This is a genomic window from Aeromonas sp. S8(2024) (genome assembly GCF_041403085.1).
GTDB classification, from domain to species: Bacteria; Pseudomonadota; Gammaproteobacteria; order Enterobacterales; family Aeromonadaceae; genus Aeromonas; species Aeromonas dhakensis.
On record NZ_JBGLRF010000002.1, the window covers coordinates 35427 to 50355 of the forward strand.

Annotated in this window: 8 protein-coding genes, 10 tRNA genes and 1 riboswitch; of the genes, 13 read left to right on the forward strand and 5 right to left on the reverse strand. The window is 61.4% G+C overall.

Going from position 1 to position 14929, the window contains the following annotated elements:
• Positions 1-50 precede the first annotated feature (50 nt).
• The 6 genes from orn to ACB031_RS04755 all read left to right on the forward strand — a co-directional run bounded on the left by orn (position 51) and on the right by ACB031_RS04755 (position 1270).
• Positions 51-596, forward strand: coding sequence for an oligoribonuclease (orn, locus tag ACB031_RS04730; RefSeq protein WP_201891700.1), 546 nt, complete (start codon positions 51-53; stop codon positions 594-596).
• A 178-nt stretch (positions 597-774) separates the two neighbouring features.
• Positions 775-850 (forward strand) — tRNA-Gly (locus tag ACB031_RS04735).
• A gap of 36 nt (positions 851-886) precedes the next feature.
• A tRNA-Gly gene (locus tag ACB031_RS04740) sits at positions 887-962 on the forward strand.
• A gap of 32 nt (positions 963-994) precedes the next feature.
• Positions 995-1070 (forward strand) — tRNA-Gly (locus ACB031_RS04745).
• A gap of 24 nt (positions 1071-1094) precedes the next feature.
• Positions 1095-1170: transfer RNA gene (locus ACB031_RS04750), tRNA-Gly, on the forward strand.
• A 24-nt stretch (positions 1171-1194) separates the two neighbouring features.
• A tRNA-Gly gene (locus tag ACB031_RS04755) sits at positions 1195-1270 on the forward strand.
• A gap of 379 nt (positions 1271-1649) precedes the next feature.
• On the opposite strand, the gene ACB031_RS04760 is transcribed toward ACB031_RS04755, so the two are convergent.
• The 3 genes from ACB031_RS04760 to ACB031_RS04770 form a co-directional block, all read right to left on the reverse strand.
• On the reverse strand, positions 1650-1859 hold the full coding sequence (locus ACB031_RS04760) for a cold-shock protein (RefSeq protein ID WP_005297820.1): 210 nt from the start codon (positions 1857-1859) through the stop codon (positions 1650-1652).
• A 272-nt stretch (positions 1860-2131) separates the two neighbouring features.
• A complete protein-coding gene (locus ACB031_RS04765) occupies positions 2132-2800 on the reverse strand; it encodes a LysM-like peptidoglycan-binding domain-containing protein (RefSeq protein WP_005297821.1) in 669 nt (222 codons plus the stop codon).
• A gap of 98 nt (positions 2801-2898) precedes the next feature.
• Positions 2899-5001: a methyl-accepting chemotaxis protein gene (locus ACB031_RS04770; RefSeq protein ID WP_371139133.1), complete on the reverse strand. Its 2103-nt coding sequence runs from the start codon at positions 4999-5001 to the stop codon at positions 2899-2901.
• Between the two features lie 261 nt (positions 5002-5262).
• Here ACB031_RS04770 and gltX point away from each other — a divergent pair, with 261 nt between their 5' ends.
• The 6 genes from gltX (at position 5263) to ACB031_RS04800 (ending at position 7467) form a co-directional block, all read left to right on the forward strand.
• Positions 5263-6678, forward strand: coding sequence for a glutamate--tRNA ligase (gltX, locus tag ACB031_RS04775; RefSeq protein ID WP_010633012.1), 1416 nt, complete (start codon positions 5263-5265; stop codon positions 6676-6678).
• 236 nt (positions 6679-6914) lie between these two features.
• Positions 6915-6990: transfer RNA gene (locus tag ACB031_RS04780), tRNA-Ala, on the forward strand.
• Between the two features lie 28 nt (positions 6991-7018).
• Positions 7019-7094: transfer RNA gene (locus ACB031_RS04785), tRNA-Ala, on the forward strand.
• Between the two features lie 63 nt (positions 7095-7157).
• Positions 7158-7233 (forward strand) — tRNA-Ala (locus ACB031_RS04790).
• Between the two features lie 48 nt (positions 7234-7281).
• Positions 7282-7357: transfer RNA gene (locus ACB031_RS04795), tRNA-Ala, on the forward strand.
• A 34-nt stretch (positions 7358-7391) separates the two neighbouring features.
• Positions 7392-7467, forward strand: a tRNA-Ala gene (locus ACB031_RS04800).
• A gap of 134 nt (positions 7468-7601) precedes the next feature.
• Here the strand turns inward: ACB031_RS04800 and ACB031_RS04805 are convergent.
• Positions 7602-9746: an ExeM/NucH family extracellular endonuclease gene (locus ACB031_RS04805; RefSeq protein ID WP_371139134.1), complete on the reverse strand. Its 2145-nt coding sequence runs from the start codon at positions 9744-9746 to the stop codon at positions 7602-7604.
• A 296-nt stretch (positions 9747-10042) separates the two neighbouring features.
• Positions 10043-10128, forward strand: a riboswitch (cyclic di-GMP riboswitch).
• A gap of 148 nt (positions 10129-10276) precedes the next feature.
• Here ACB031_RS04805 and ACB031_RS04810 point away from each other — a divergent pair.
• Positions 10277-13279 carry a glycosyl hydrolase family 18 protein gene (locus ACB031_RS04810; protein WP_371139400.1) on the forward strand — a complete coding sequence of 1001 codons (3003 nt, stop codon included), beginning with the start codon at positions 10277-10279 and terminating at the stop codon, positions 13277-13279.
• Positions 13280-13692: 413 nt separating this feature from the next.
• On the opposite strand, the gene ACB031_RS04815 is transcribed toward ACB031_RS04810, so the two are convergent.
• Positions 13693-14928 (reverse strand): lipopolysaccharide assembly protein LapB, encoded by a 1236-nt coding sequence (locus ACB031_RS04815; protein WP_010633016.1) that lies wholly within the window; start codon positions 14926-14928, stop codon positions 13693-13695.
• Position 14929: the final 1 nt, after the last annotated feature.

Below are 14929 nucleotides of genomic sequence, written 5' to 3' on the forward strand. Positions count from 1 at the left end.
ACATGCAAATTGGCAAAATTCCGCCATTCCTCCCAATAGAGAGAGCAATCATGACAGTCAGCGCGCAGAACCTGGTATGGATCGACATGGAGATGACGGGCCTCGACCCTGAAGAAAACGTGGTACTGGAGATTGCCACCATCGTCACCGACAAGGACCTGAACGTGCTGGCCGAAGGGCCGGTCATCGCCATCCACCAGAGCGACGAAGAGCTGGGCAAGATGGACGACTGGAACGTCAACACTCATACCAAGAGCGGTCTGGTGGCCCGGGTCAAGGCGAGCCAGCACGACGAGGCGAAAGCCGTCGCCGAGACCCTCGACTTCATTCGCCAGTGGGTACCGGAGCGCACCAGCCCGCTGTGCGGCAACAGCATTGGCCAGGATCGCCGCTTCATGGTCAAGCACATGAGCGAGCTGGAAGCCTTCTTCCACTATCGCAACGTCGATGTCAGCACCATCAAGGAGCTGGTACGCCGCTGGCAGCCGGAGTTGCTGGATCAGTTCAAGAAGAGCGGTACCCACCAGGCGCTGGACGACATCCGTGAATCCATTGCCGAACTGCAGTTTTACCGCAGCCACGTCTTCAAGATCTGACGCCCAGGCAAGGGATTGCCCCGCTCTGGTTGCTAAAATCGACAGTTCGACCAGCTTTTGAGCGAACGCGCGCAACCAGACAAAAAAGCCCTTGCAATTGGAATGACTGCTCTTATAATTCGGCTCCCGTACAGTAGCGCAAGCAACCAAATGCTGTACGGCCTGTTTTAAGGTAGTTGCGGGAATAGCTCAGTTGGTAGAGCACGACCTTGCCAAGGTCGGGGTCGCGAGTTCGAGTCTCGTTTCCCGCTCCAAAATCTGATGATGACACTGGTGCAAACCAGCCCGATGCGGGAATAGCTCAGTTGGTAGAGCACGACCTTGCCAAGGTCGGGGTCGCGAGTTCGAGTCTCGTTTCCCGCTCCAATCATCAGCCAGCCTCAAGACAACCTAATGTTGCGGGAATAGCTCAGTTGGTAGAGCACGACCTTGCCAAGGTCGGGGTCGCGAGTTCGAGTCTCGTTTCCCGCTCCAAAAATTTGTAAGTGATATTCCGATGCGGGAATAGCTCAGTTGGTAGAGCACGACCTTGCCAAGGTCGGGGTCGCGAGTTCGAGTCTCGTTTCCCGCTCCAATCACTTGCAGATGACATCCTGTTGCGGGAATAGCTCAGTTGGTAGAGCACGACCTTGCCAAGGTCGGGGTCGCGAGTTCGAGTCTCGTTTCCCGCTCCAATCTCTCTTCAAATTCAATCTCTCTCCCCCAAGTTCACGAATCCAGTTGCTCAATACAATCACTGCCACATTCAGTTGGTAGAGCATGATCCGCGCTTGCCAAGGCTGGGGTCGCGAGTTCGAGTCTCGTTTCCCGCTCCAATCTCTCTTCGAAGTCCTCATCATCCCTTTGAATTGCCCATCACATCGCGCTGCGATGATTTGTCGTATCCGGCGTTCAGCCAGATCAAAGCCATGTTTGCTGTACTCGTGTCGTACACAAGGGCGGGAAGGGCTGTTGCTGCTGCGGGCAGGTTGATGATCGTGGCGGGGAAGGGGAAATGGCAGGCAAAAAAATAGGAGGGGCGATGGCTCCTCCTACCGGCTCACTGGCGCTGGCTTAGATAACTGTAACGTTCTCAGCCTGAGGACCTTTTTTGCCCTGGGTCACAGTGAACTGTACTTTTTGACCTTCAGCCAGGGTCTTGAAACCGGCGCTCTGGATGGAGGAGAAGTGAACGAAAACGTCCGGTCCCTGGGATTGCTCGATAAAGCCAAAACCCTTGGTCTCATTGAACCATTTTACTTGGCCGGTGCGAATGTCAGACATGTGGTAAGTCCTATCTATAACAAAATGAAACTAAGCCTGGTTGGGCAGCATTTGCCTAGAAAGCAGGGGTTGAAGCATGACTGACCACGTCAATTTGTCCCAGTAGCATGTAGCACAATCCCTGTCTAAAGCACAAACGATTGTACGTGAGCACGATCCCTTGTCAATTTGGCACTTTTCATTTTTTGAGCAAGCTAAAAATATTGTGAAGTCAGTAGCTTGTTTCACGGGAACCGGTCAAAAAAACGGGAGGCGCCAGGCCTCCCGTTTCATCACTCCTTGAGGGCGAACCCTTCGCCCTGTCGGTCATAGCGATAGATGGCCTGACCGTAGGAGCGGATCTCGACCCGCTGGATGCGGCGGGTGTCGTCCACCAGGATGAAGATGGCGCGACCGGACTGCAGGCGGGTCAGTGGGCGATCCGGCCCTTCGATGGCAATGAGGCGGCTCAGCTCGGCACCCGGCAGCTCGAACTTGCGGAAGATGGAGTAGAGGGTTTCACCGGCCTGCACATCGTGTTGCAGCCAGGTGCCGTTGACCTTCTCTTCAACCGGTTTGGCCGCGGCGGGGGCATTGCCGCTGGCGCCGTTGCCCACGGTGAGGGCCTGGGCCGGTACGGCGATGGGCACCGTCAGCGAACCGGACGGCGCCGCCTTGGGTTCGGTCGGGGCGGGTTCCCAGGCCAGTACCAGCAGCCAGAGCGGGATCAGGATCAGCAGCCCTATGGTGTGCTTGCGGGGCAGCGGGCTGGCCAGTTTGAACTTGCCAGTCCTGGGTTCCTGGCCGCGTTGGCCAAGTCCGCTCATGCCCTGGCCGATGCGTTGGCGCAGGGGCAGGGTAGCGGCATTGATACGATGGAGCAGGGATCCTTGTGATTCGTCTTGGCGACGCTGCTGGGCTCGTCTGTTGTGGCCACGGGGGCGACGGTCCGGGGTGGGCACGGCATTTACCTCTCACTACATTGCCTGCCATCAGGCAAATTCGTGCCTATGGTAAACGGACTCGCCCCCGAGGGGGAGAGTCCTGACCGTGAAAATTATCAGCTGAGACGAAATTGTCCCAACAATTGCTGTAAACGCTCGGCCGCCTGACGCAATGCCTGGCTGGCTTTGGCCGTCTCGGTGGCATCCTGGGCGATGTCGTTGGCCAGTGCGTTGGTTTTTGACAGATTGCCGGAGACGGTCTCGGAGACCGAGCTCTGCTCCTCGGCGGCGGAGGCGATCTGGTAGGTCATGTCGTTGATGGTGGAGATGGCCTGATAGATGCTGCCGAGCGCCTCTTCTGCCAGATCTGCTTCCCCTACCGCCTGATGGGTCAGCTGCTGGCTCTGGTTGATGGCGTTGACCGCGTTGGCCGAGCTGTGGCGGATCTTCTCGATCAGCTCCTGGGTATTCTGTACCGCCTGCTGGGTGTTGCCCGCCAGCTTGCGCACCTCGTCGGCCACCACCGCAAAGCCGCGGCCCTGCTCGCCGGCCCGGGCCGCCTCGATGGCGGCGTTGAGCGCCAGCAGGTTGGTCTGATCGGCAATGCCCTGAATGACGGTGAGGATGCTGGTGATCTGCTCGCTGTCGTGAGCCAGCCCTTCCACCACCTCGGCGCCCTTGCCGGCTTCGGCGGCCACCTTGTGCATCGACTGGATCACCTGCTGGAAGCGTACCTTGCCCTGGTCCGCCGCGCCCTGAGCCTGTTTTGCGGAGTCGGCGGTGTTGTTGGCGTGGGTCGCCACCTCCTGGCTGACGTAGGACATCTCCTGCACCGCGGTCAGCATCTGTTCCATCTCCGCCTGGTGGTGCTGCAGGTTGTTGTCGGTCTGGCCGGCGATGCGGTCGGTGTCGCCGGCGTGACGGTTCACCTCGCTGGCGGTCTTGAGCACATCCCCCAGCAGCACCTGCAGCTTGTCGATGAAGCGGTTGATGCCCTTGGCCAAATCCCCCAATTCATCCTGGGACTGGGTATTGAGCCGCTTGGTGAGATCCCCCTCGCCATCGGCGATGTCATCCACCAGGCTCACCATCTGGCGGATGGGGCCTGTGATGCTGCGGGCAATGACCAGCATGGTGGCCAGCGCCAGCACCAGCACGACGACGGCGCCCACCAGTTGCTGGGTCATGGCGGCCCGGTTCATGTCGCTCAGCTGGGCTTCCAGCTGGTCGGCTCCGGCCAACACCACCTTGTAGGGCAGGGTGACGATGATGGCCCAGTTGCGGCTCATGCCCGGCACCGCGATGGGCACCGAGATCCGGAACGCATCGTCGAGCTCCTGGCGCTGTACCTCGGGTTTGAGGTACTGCTGCCAGCCGTTGCCGAGCAGCTTGTCGGCGCGGCTGCCGAGCAGGCTGGCATCGCCGCTGGTGCCGGTGATGACGCCGGCGGCGCTGACGATCAGGGTCTCGCCCTTGCCGTCATAGATGTTGCTGTTGAGGGACTGGGCCTGACGGCTGATGGAGTCCACCGCCAGATCGAGCGCGGCGATCCCCTTGAACTGGCCGCCCACCATGATGGGGGTAGTGATGGTGCTCACCAGCACCTGCTGGCCGTTGATGTCCACCTTGAAGGGGTCGATGAGGCAGGAGCGCCCCTCCCGTTTCGGGCAGGCGTAGTAGTCGTTGGCCGGATTGCCGAATTCATCCGGATCGCTCTTCTCGACGGAGAGCAGCAAATCGGTGCCGACCTGGTCTTTGTCACGATAGAAGTAGGGGACGAAGCGCCCCTTGCTGTCGCTACCCAGCGCCGTCTGGCCGGCGAAGCTGGCATCCTGGCCATCGAAGCCGTTGGGCTCGAAGCCGGCGAAGGCGCCGTAGAGCTGGGGTTCGAGGGCGAGCTGGGCCTTGAGCAGGTCGGTGGCCTGCTGGCGATCCAGCGGCAGCTTGCCCTCCTGCTGCAGGGCGAGGGCGCTGGCCATCTGCTGGGTATAGGAGAGCCCCTTTTGCAGCAACTGGGTGATGGTGGCGGCCTCGGCACGGGCGTTGGCGCTGACCTTCTGCCAGGCCTCCTGCTGCAGGGCGGCGCGGCTGGAGCTGATGGTCAGCTTCTGGGTCTGTTGACCCGAGTACTGGTTGAGCAGGATCAGGATGACCAGGGCGGCGGTCATGGCGATCCCGGCCATCACCAGAATGCGATTCTGGATAGAACGGAACTGCATCGTCTCTTCCTTGTTGGTGAGCGTTATTTGAATATCGGCCGGAGGAGGCAGCTCTCCAACACTTTGCATAGCAAATAGGAAACGGGGATTTTGTTTTGCGATCCCCTTCAAACATCAGGTGGCAAGGGGGCGGACCGGTGCTTTGTTCCCCCTACTTTGGCTCGTGGCAGCGCCATGGTTTTCCCATCCGTCATTGTCGGTGCTAAAATGCGACGGTTTTTTTAACGAATTGGCCCAAGGCCCTCTACACAAGGCTTAAAGATGAAAGTCAAAACCCGTTTTGCTCCCAGCCCGACCGGCTTTTTGCATGTCGGCGGTGCCCGTACCGCACTCTATTCCTGGTTGTTTGCAAAGAACCAGGGCGGTGAGTTCGTGCTGCGTATCGAGGATACCGACCTGGAACGTTCCACTCAGGAGGCCATCGACGCCATCATTGAGGGCATGGAATGGCTGGAGCTGAACTGGGATGAGGGCCCCTACTACCAGACCAAGCGTTTCGATCGCTACAACGGTCTGATCGACGAGATGCTGGCAGACGGCCGCGCCTACAAGTGCTACTGCTCCAAGGAGCGGCTGGAAGCGCTGCGCGAAGGCCAGATGGCCAATGGCGAGAAGCCCCGCTATGACGGCAAGTGCCGTGATCACGCCCACGATCATCCGGCCGATGCGCCCCACGTCATCCGTTTCCGCAACCCCACCGAAGGCTCCGTGGTGTTCGATGACCACGTCCGTGGCCGCATCGAGTTCGCCAACACCGAGCTGGACGATCTGATCATCCGCCGTACCGACGGCGCGCCGACCTACAACTTCTGCGTGGTGGTCGATGACTGGGATATGGAGATCACCCACGTGGTGCGTGGCGAAGACCACATCAACAACACCCCGCGCCAGATCAACATCTACAAGGCGCTGAACGCGCCGGTGCCTGAGTTTGCCCACGTCTCCATGATCCTGGGTGACGACGGCGCCAAGCTCTCCAAGCGCCACGGTGCTGTCTCCGTGATGCAGTACCGCGACGACGGCTACCTGCCGGAAGCGCTGCTGAACTATCTGGTGCGTCTGGGCTGGTCCCACGGCGATCAGGAGATCTTCAGCCTGGAGGAGATGATCAAGCTGTTCAGCCTGGACGCCATCTCCAAGTCTGCCTCCGCCTTCAACACCGACAAGCTGCTGTGGCTGAACAACCACTACATGCGCAGCCTGGATCCGGCCTATGTGGCCAAGCATCTGGCCTGGCACATGGAAAACCAGAAGATTGACACCAGCAAGGGCCCATCACTGCCAGAAGTTGTCACTCTGCTGGCCGAGCGCTGCAATACCCTGGTGGAGATGGCCGCCCAGAGCCGCTATCTGTTTGAAGAGTACGAGGCCATCGACGAAGCGGCTGCCAAGAAGCACCTGCGCGGCGTTGCTGCCGAGCCGCTGACCCTGGCCAAGGCCAAGCTGGCTGCCCTGGAAACCTGGACCACCGAAGCGCTGCACGAGCTGATTGAAGCGACCGCCGCCGAGCTGGGTCAGGGCATGGGCAAGGTCGGTATGCCGCTGCGCGTGGCGGTGACCGGTCTGGGCCAGTCCCCGGCCATCGACGCCGTGATGGCGCTGGTGGGCAAGGAGCGGGTTCTTGCCCGTATCGATCGCGCTCTGGCGTATATCGAAGCGCGCATGGCCGCCGAATAAGCGCCAACCATCGCTTGAAAAAGGGCTCCCGTGCGGGGCCCTTTGTTTTTGGTCAAGGGCAGGTTTTGTGACATAAAACAGCGAGATAGCTGTGCCATTGCCGGTTAAATCGGCTAACTGCTTGAATTTTGACTAAACGCGCGAATCGCCGTTATTTTTGGGTTGACAGCAAAGCGGCCGGTGCCTATCATGCGCCTCCGTTGCCGGAGATAACTTTGGTAGCGCCGAGGTGAGTTGGGGTTATAGCTCAGCTGGGAGAGCGCTTGCATGGCATGCAAGAGGTCCGCGGTTCGATCCCGCGTAGCTCCACCAAATTCTCCTCGAACAATCTGGAATCCAAGGGGTTATAGCTCAGCTGGGAGAGCGCTTGCATGGCATGCAAGAGGTCCGCGGTTCGATCCCGCGTAGCTCCACCAGGTTCCTGATTGAAATGAAGTACCCAGGGCAGTGCGGTGTGTATCACCCAGGCCGACCTTTGTGGGGTTATAGCTCAGCTGGGAGAGCGCTTGCATGGCATGCAAGAGGTCCGCGGTTCGATCCCGCGTAGCTCCACCATTATTTAGGATGATTGGCCGCCAGAACCATTCATTCAGTACCGAATTTGGGGTTATAGCTCAGCTGGGAGAGCGCTTGCATGGCATGCAAGAGGTCCGCGGTTCGATCCCGCGTAGCTCCACCAAATTCAGAGTGACTCAACGTCACTCATACACATCGGGGTTATAGCTCAGCTGGGAGAGCGCTTGCATGGCATGCAAGAGGTCCGCGGTTCGATCCCGCGTAGCTCCACCATATTTCGTAATGAAAGTAGAAAAGGCCACCGCACTGCGGTGGCCTTTTTGTTTTGCGCTCCGTTCACCGGTCGTGCCGACGATCCATAAAAAAGCCCGCATCGCTGCGGGCTTGTGGCTTGATGGCAAGGGTCATCAGCCGTGGCGGCGACGCCAGGCCAGCGGCAGCAGGGCCAGCAGCAGGGCGCCCATGGCACCGCCACCGCCGTTGCTCTCCTCTTTCAGCTTGAGGTCGACGATGATGGGGTCGTGGTCGGAGGCACTGAACGGATTGTCCGACTTGATCATGTCGCCGGTGAAGTCCCGGCCGTACTCGAACAGGTTGCTCTCGAACGAGTTGATGTGCCAGTCGGCCACGGCGATCACCTTGCCTGCCAGCGCAGGGTTGGCGAGGGCATAGTCCAGGGTGCCGAGCTCGGCCTCGTAGCTGTAGGAGATGGCCTTCTCCTTGTTGAACTTGACGTTCATGTCCACCAGGCCGTAACTCTTGGCCACTTCGCTGCCGGTCTGCTCAAAGACCTGGTCGCCGAGGAAGGTCTGGGAGGCTGAGACTATCTTGCGCTGGCCGTCGGTCGGCACATAGTCAGTCAGCACCCGGATCGCATCTTCCCGGGCGTAGGAGTTGAAGTCGCCCACCAGCAGCACCTGGCCGGGCAGCTTGCTCACCGCGTCGCCCAGCACCTTGGCGGCGCTGACCCGGAACTCGGTGCACTTGCCCTGCAGATCGGCCGGCTCCTTGCCGTCCAGGTTCTCCAGGCAGCCTGAGCCCTTGGATTTGAGGTGGTTGACCACCAGGGTCAGCGGATCCTTGCTGCCCTCGACGGTGAAGGTCTGCACCAGGGAGTCACGCTGGGAGGCCTGTTTCTCGACCCCTTTGGCATCCAGGTATTTCTGCACCGGCAGGGTGATGACGTTGGCGTCCCCTTGCGGTGCCAGCTTGGCCGGCCGGTAGATCATGGCCACCATGATGGCGTCGCCGCCGAAGTAGTGCTCGTCCTGCAGCAGCGCCTTGGGCAGGGTGACGAAGGCGTACTGCTTGCTCGCCTCTTTCTGCTGGGCGTTGAGGGCCTGTACCAGGTCGCTGATGGCGGAGTGGCTGTCAAAGCCGTTGTTCTCCATCTCCATCAGGCCGAGCAGGTCGGCATCCATCTCGGTGATGGCGTTGACTATCTTGGCGCGCTGCTTCTGGAAGTCCTCCAGGTTCTTGGCGCCGCGGTTGCAGCCCTTGGCGCTGTCCGCATCCGCCTGATCCTTGCACAGCACGTTGAGGGCACCGCCCACGCTGGAGTGGCTGGTGAAGTAGTTGAGCACGTTGAAGCTGCCGACGCGCAGATCGGTGCCGTCGGCACGGGCCGGGGCGCTCTGGCGGTCGTTGTCGCTGGTGCGCAGCAGATCGCCGGCGGTGATCACCTGATCCTGTGGCACGATCAGCCGGTACTCGTTGTAGCTGTAGCCCACCATGGCGTCCAGATTGACCGGGGCATCGCCGATGCGCAGGTAACCCTGCTCCGGCTCCCAGGCCGGCAGCCAGGGCAGTTTGCCGTCGGCGGCCTTGAAGTCCGATTCGAGGAATACCCGGTTGCCGGCGTTGGCCTTGGCCAGCGCCTTGGCGGCCTTGCTGTCGGCGTCGTGCAGCTGGGTCGGCTTCATCAGCGGCGCCTGGTGGGAGAGCACCAGGTTGTTGCGTCGGGCGGCGTAGTCATAGCTGAAGTTGCGGCTGATTTTGAGCGCGCTGTCGGCATCGAGGCGTACCCGCATCCCTTCGTGGCGCTCCAGCGCCCGGGCCAGGGTCTCGTTTTCCAGCACCCGCAGCGGGATGGCGGCCGGGGCTGCGCCCTGGGCGATCACCTGCAGGCGCGGGGTGCCGCTGTCAGTCAGAGGCTTGAGTTGGGTATGGCCGTAATACTCCTCGACCTTGGCCTCCAGGCAGACTTCGGCGCCCGGCTTGATGTCCGGATACTTGCTGGCGAAGTTTTTGTCGTTGAGGTAGACGAAGATGCCGTCCGAGGTCTGGGGGTTGCCATCGCCCTGCACATCCAGCAGGTAGAACCCCTTGTTGAGGCTTTCGCCCAGACCCGAGACCACCGCCTTGACCATGACGCTCTGGGGGCTTTCGAACTTGTCGGCGGGAATGAGCGGGCTCTTGTCACCGCTGCCCTGAATGACCGGGATCGGGGTGAGGTCGTTGTCGGCCGGGCAGCTGAAGCCGGCGGCATAGACGGACGGGGAGGCGAGCGCAATCCCCACGGCCAGCGACAGCAGGGTACGTGTTCCTTTCATATCTGTTCCTTTTTTATTTTTTGCCAGTGTTTCCATAGCCTTGGCGCATTGGCCAAGGGCGCGCATTGTCACATTTCTGGCATGTCGTACCAGTGAGCCAACGCACATTACGGGGATACAAATGAGGGCAATGCCGGTTTTTTTGACTTGGCTAACAGCATGAAACTAATGACAAATTTGTTATTTCATCCGATTGGCGAAAATGTGATCCCGCTGGCATCCACATATTTTTCCTCGAGAATGAAGATTGAGACTCGGCTGGTTGATTCCTATACTCGGCTTGTTCCTCACGGAACCCAGGTAAAGGGCAAACCGGCCGAGACGCCGGGACGCAATGCCTCCGGTCTTCAGATCGAGCGATCCAGATAGCGGGGCTTCCCAGGGTGAGGGTGACGTTTGTGGCAGGTCCATTGCCAGTTGTCTGCGCCCATCACGCAGGTTGCGCTTGTGCTTTGCCTTGGAGACCAATGCCAAGACAAAACAAGGAAGATAACAATATGCAACAGACCCTAAGGCCCAGCAGGCTTGCCATGCTGGTGGCTTTGGCTGCCATGCCCGCCTGGGCACAGGCCGCCTATCCCGCCTATCAGGCCGGTACCGCCTACAAGGCCGGCGACATTGTCAGCAACGTCGGCAATCTCTATGAGTGCAAAGAATTTCCCTACTCCGGCTGGTGCGGGGCCTCGCCCTATCACTATGAGCCCGGTGTCGGGGTCGTCTGGGCCGATGCCTGGAAACTCTATGGCGGCGAGGTGCCGCCCCCGGCGCTCGGCGTGGCCGTCAGCTCGCCGAGCGCCGGCGCCAGTGTCAACGAAGGGGCCAGCGTGGCGCTGGCGGTGACCCTGAGCGGCCCGGTGACGGCGCTGGTCAAGGTCGAGTACCTCATCGACGGCACCCTGGTCGCCACGGCGAGTGCCTCGCCCTGGAACGGCAGCTGGCGTGCCGCCGGTGTCGGCGCCCACGCCCTCAAGGCGCGGGCGCTGGATAAAGACGGCAAGGTGCTGAGCGAAGCGGATTCCAGCTTCAAGGTCGCCGCCGTGGTGGCGCCAGAGGCGCCCAAGGTTAGCATCAGCAGCCCGGCCGCCGGCGCCAAGGTGACCCTGGGTCGCAGCGTGGCGGTGAGCGGCAACGTCACCGATGCCAACGACGACGTCGCCAAGGTCGAGTTGTTCGTCGATGGCAAGAAGGTCGGGGAGGACACCAGTGCCCCCTGGCAGGTGAACTGGACGCCCCAGAGCAAGGGGCTGGCCGGCCTCAAGCTGGTGGCGACCGACAAGGAGAACCTGAGCGGCGAATCGGCCCAGATCGACGTGCAGGTGGAAGAGGCCGCCCTGCCGCCCACCGGTGGCAACCTCTCCTGCGATATCCGTCAGATCTACCGCCCGGACGGTTACGAGTGCATGGGGGATGATCACGCCCGCCGGGTCATCGGCTACTTCACCTCCTGGCGTACCGGCAAGAACGGCTTGCCCTCCTACCTGGTGAGCGACATCCCCTGGGACAAGATCACCCACATCAACTACGCCTTCGCGGCGGTGGACGAGCAGAGCCACACCATCAAGGTGGACGATTCGGCCACCAAGATGACTTGGGACGGGGTGCCGGGTGCCGAGATGGATCCTGAGTTCGCCTACCAGGGCCACTTCAACCTGCTGTCCAAGTACAAGAAGCAGTATCCGGACGTGAAGACCCTGATCTCGGTGGGGGGCTGGGCCGATACCCGCGGCTTCTATACCGCCACCACCAAGGGTGACTGCTCGGTCAACACCGACGGCATCAACGCCTTTGCCAACTCGGCGGTGAGCTTCATCCGTCAGTACGGCTTTGACGGGGTCGACGTGGACTACGAGTACCCCACCTCCATGAAGGATGCGGGCAACCCCAACGACTTCCCGCTCTCCAACCAGTGCCGCGGCAAGCTGTTTGCCAACTACAAGGTGCTGATGCAGACCCTGCGCAGCAAGCTCGACAGCGCCGGCAGCGAGGATGGTCGCAAGTACATGCTGACCATCGCCTCGCCGGCCTCGGCCTACCTGCTGCGCGGCATGGAGAACTTCCAGGTCACCCAGTACCTCGACTACGTCAACCTGATGACCTACGACTTCCACGGCGCCTGGAACAACTTCGTCGGTCACAACGCCGCCCTGTTCGACAACAAGGCGGATGCCGAACTCGCTCACTGGGGCGTCTATACCCAGAGCCAGTTTGGCGGCATCGGCTACCTCAACGCGGCCTGGTCTGCCCACTATTTCCGTGGCGCCCTGGCGGCCGGCAAGATCAACGTGGGCGTGCCTTACTACACCCGCGGCTGGCAAGGGGTCAGCGGTGGTACTCACGGCCTGGGCGGCAAGGCAGCACTGCCGAGCCAGAGCGATTGTCAGCCGGGCACCGGTGGCAGCACCATTCCGTGCGGCAACGGGGCGGTCGGCATCGACAACATCTGGCACGATCTCGACAAGAACGGCAAGGAGATCGGCGGCGGTGCCGTGCCCATGTGGCACGCCAAGAACCTGGAGAACGCCGCCAGCCTAGGTATCACCACCATGCCGAGCTACGGCCAGGCCTGGGGTCTGGATCCCAACAACCCGGCTCACGTGATGCAGGGCAAGTACGTGCGTTACTACGATGACAAGGCGCAGGCGCCTTGGCTGTGGAACGAAGAGAAGAAGGTGTTCCTCTCCACCGAAGATGAAGAGTCCATGGGCCACAAGCTCGACTACATCATCAAGCGGGGCCTGGGCGGGGTCATGTTCTGGGAGATGGCGGGTGACTACGCCTTCGATCCGGCCAAGAACGAGTACGGCATGGGGGATACGCTGACCACGCTCGCCTACGACAAGTTTGCCAAGGCGACCAAGTACGACACCAGGCAGAACGATCTGGCGGCGCCAACCGCCCAGCTCGACATCGCGGTGAGCCTCTCCGGCTTCAAGGAGGGGGATTCCAACTACCCGATCAACCCGACCCTGAAACTCACCAACAACTCGACCCAAACCATTCCGGGCGGTACCCGCATCGAGTTCCTGGTGCCCACCTCCACCTCCGACACCATCACCGACCAGAGCGGGATGGGGCTGAAAGTGGTGGAGAGCGGCGGCAACCAGAACTCCGACGGCATCGCGGGCGAGAAGGATTTCCACAAGGCGGCCTTCACGCTGCCGACCTGGAAGGCGTGGGCGCCGGGCAGCGACGTGGAAGTGGCGATGACCTACTATCTGCCGGCCGCCGGTGTGCCGAGCGGTATCCGCATCATCAGCGGCACCCAGACTGCGGGTCTCAAGGCCGAGTTCCCGACCCTGCCGGAGGCCGTGCTGGGCAGCAGTGGTGGCGGTGAGAACCCGGGCGGTAGCACCTGCAGCAGCCAGAACGTCAATCCGGCCGCCTACAAGGCCTATCCGACCTGGCCGCAGGGGGATCACGCCAACGGTGGTGATCGTATGACCAACAACAAGGTGGTCTGGCAGGCCAACTGGTGGACCAGCAGCGAGCCCAAGGCGGGCGACGGCAGCTGGAAACTGGTATGCAGTTACTGAGTTGTCCAAGCTGCCGCACCAGCAGCGAGCTCAGAGCGGGCGATGGCTGCTGGAAACTGGTATGCAGCTACTGAGTTGTCCAGGCTGCTGTACCAGCAGCGAGCTCAGAGCGGGCGACGGCAGCTGGAAACTGGTGTGTAGCTACTGATGACCGTTTGAGAGGCAGGCCGGCACTCTGCCAAGCCTGTTCTCTCGCAAGGCAATGACCCAATCCGGAGCCCAGGCTCCGGATTTTTTTATGGCGGGGTAATAAAGGTTGGGCATAAAAAAGACCGCTCCGGGGAGCGGCCAATTGCCACCAAGGCAATCTGCGGGGTAATCCCCTTGTTGTTGATCGGCAGGGCGGGAGCCCGTCCTGCCGGGTGTTGTTGCGTGCCTTGCCGAGGGATGGCCCCGGTCGGCACGCGGCTTGGTTACTGGGTGACGGCGCCGCCCTGCTGCTCTTTCAAGAAGCTGATCCAGGGGGAGGCGCGACCGCTGACGTTACCGTTTTGGGCAGCCTGGGTGAAGGCGGAGAGTGCCTCCTTCGGCTTTTGCTGCTCAAAATAGGCAACCCCGGTCAGGAACTTCAGATCCGCCCGCTGCTCGCCGCTGGCGTTGGCGGCAGGCTTGGCGGCGAAGGCCACCAGATCCTGGTAGCGCTTGCTCTGGATCATCATGCGCGCCATCTTGAGCTGCAGATCGGCACTGGGGGCCAGCTTGTAGGACTTGGCCAGGGTGTCGATGGCCGGGTCCAGCTCCTTGGCCTGGTGCCAGTAGTTGGCGAGCGTCTTGTAGTTGGCTGCGTTGCTCTCGATGGTCCCTTCCTTCATCGCCTTCTCCATCACGCGGGCGGCGCGGTGGGGAATGCCGGCGAAGGCCAGGTAGTTGGCGAGGCGCTGCAGCTCGCTGGCTTCGGTCAGCATGCCGAGGTTGTAGGCGCCTTCCAGCGCCGCCAGGGCCTTGGCATCGTTGCCCGCCTGCATGTGCATGGCCGACAGCTGGGTCCAGTACTTCTTCTTCTCCGGGTAGCGGTCGACCAGTGCGGTCAGCACCTCGGTAGCCGGCTTGTACTGCTTCAGCTCGTAGTGGGCCGCCATCTTCAGCAGGTACCAGGACTCCGGCGCCTTGCCCGCGGAGAGCTTGATCGCGTTGTCCACCGCCGGAATGGCTTCCCGATACTGCTTGAGCTGCACATGGGCGTTGGCCAGCGTGATGTAGGCGTGCGGGGTCGGCTTCTCGTCCTTGCCGAGGTTCGCGAACCACTGGTTCATGGTGCTGATGGAGGCCTTGAAGTTCCCCTCCGCCATGTAGAGCTGGGCCAGGTTGTAGCGCACCTGCTGGGCCACCGGCTGGGGCAGCCCGCCGGTGGCGATGGCATCGGCAAAGTACTTGGTCGCCTGACCGTACTTCTCCTGTTGCGCCGCCACGAAGCCCAGGGTCTGCAGAATGACCCCCTTGTCGTAGACCCGCTCGCCGGCGCCGGACAGCGCCTCCTGCAGCTTGGCATTGGCCTCGCCATATTTCTTCTCGGTGATCAGTGCCTGCGCCTTGTTGACCGCGCGGTAGGCGCGGTCAGAGAGGGCGGGCTGCTCGGCGGCCCAACCGGCGGTGCTGAGCAGCACCGCCATGGCGACCGGGGCGAGGATCAGGGTGTGTAACTTTTTCATC

Excerpts from the sequence above, each read along its gene's own strand:
- orn (WP_201891700.1), top strand. The coding sequence starts at position 51 with ATGACAGTCAGCGCGCAGAACCTGGTATGGATCGACATGGAGATGACG.
- ACB031_RS04760 (WP_005297820.1), bottom strand. The coding sequence starts at position 1,859 with ATGTCTGACATTCGCACCGGCCAAGTAAAATGGTTCAATGAGACCAAG.
- ACB031_RS04770 (WP_371139133.1), bottom strand. The coding sequence starts at position 5,001 with ATGCAGTTCCGTTCTATCCAGAATCGCATTCTGGTGATGGCCGGGATC.
- gltX (WP_010633012.1), top strand. The coding sequence starts at position 5,263 with ATGAAAGTCAAAACCCGTTTTGCTCCCAGCCCGACCGGCTTTTTGCAT.
- ACB031_RS04805 (WP_371139134.1), bottom strand. The coding sequence starts at position 9,746 with ATGAAAGGAACACGTACCCTGCTGTCGCTGGCCGTGGGGATTGCGCTC.
- ACB031_RS04810 (WP_371139400.1), top strand. The coding sequence starts at position 10,277 with ATGCTGGTGGCTTTGGCTGCCATGCCCGCCTGGGCACAGGCCGCCTAT.
- ACB031_RS04815 (WP_010633016.1), bottom strand. The coding sequence starts at position 14,928 with ATGAAAAAGTTACACACCCTGATCCTCGCCCCGGTCGCCATGGCGGTG.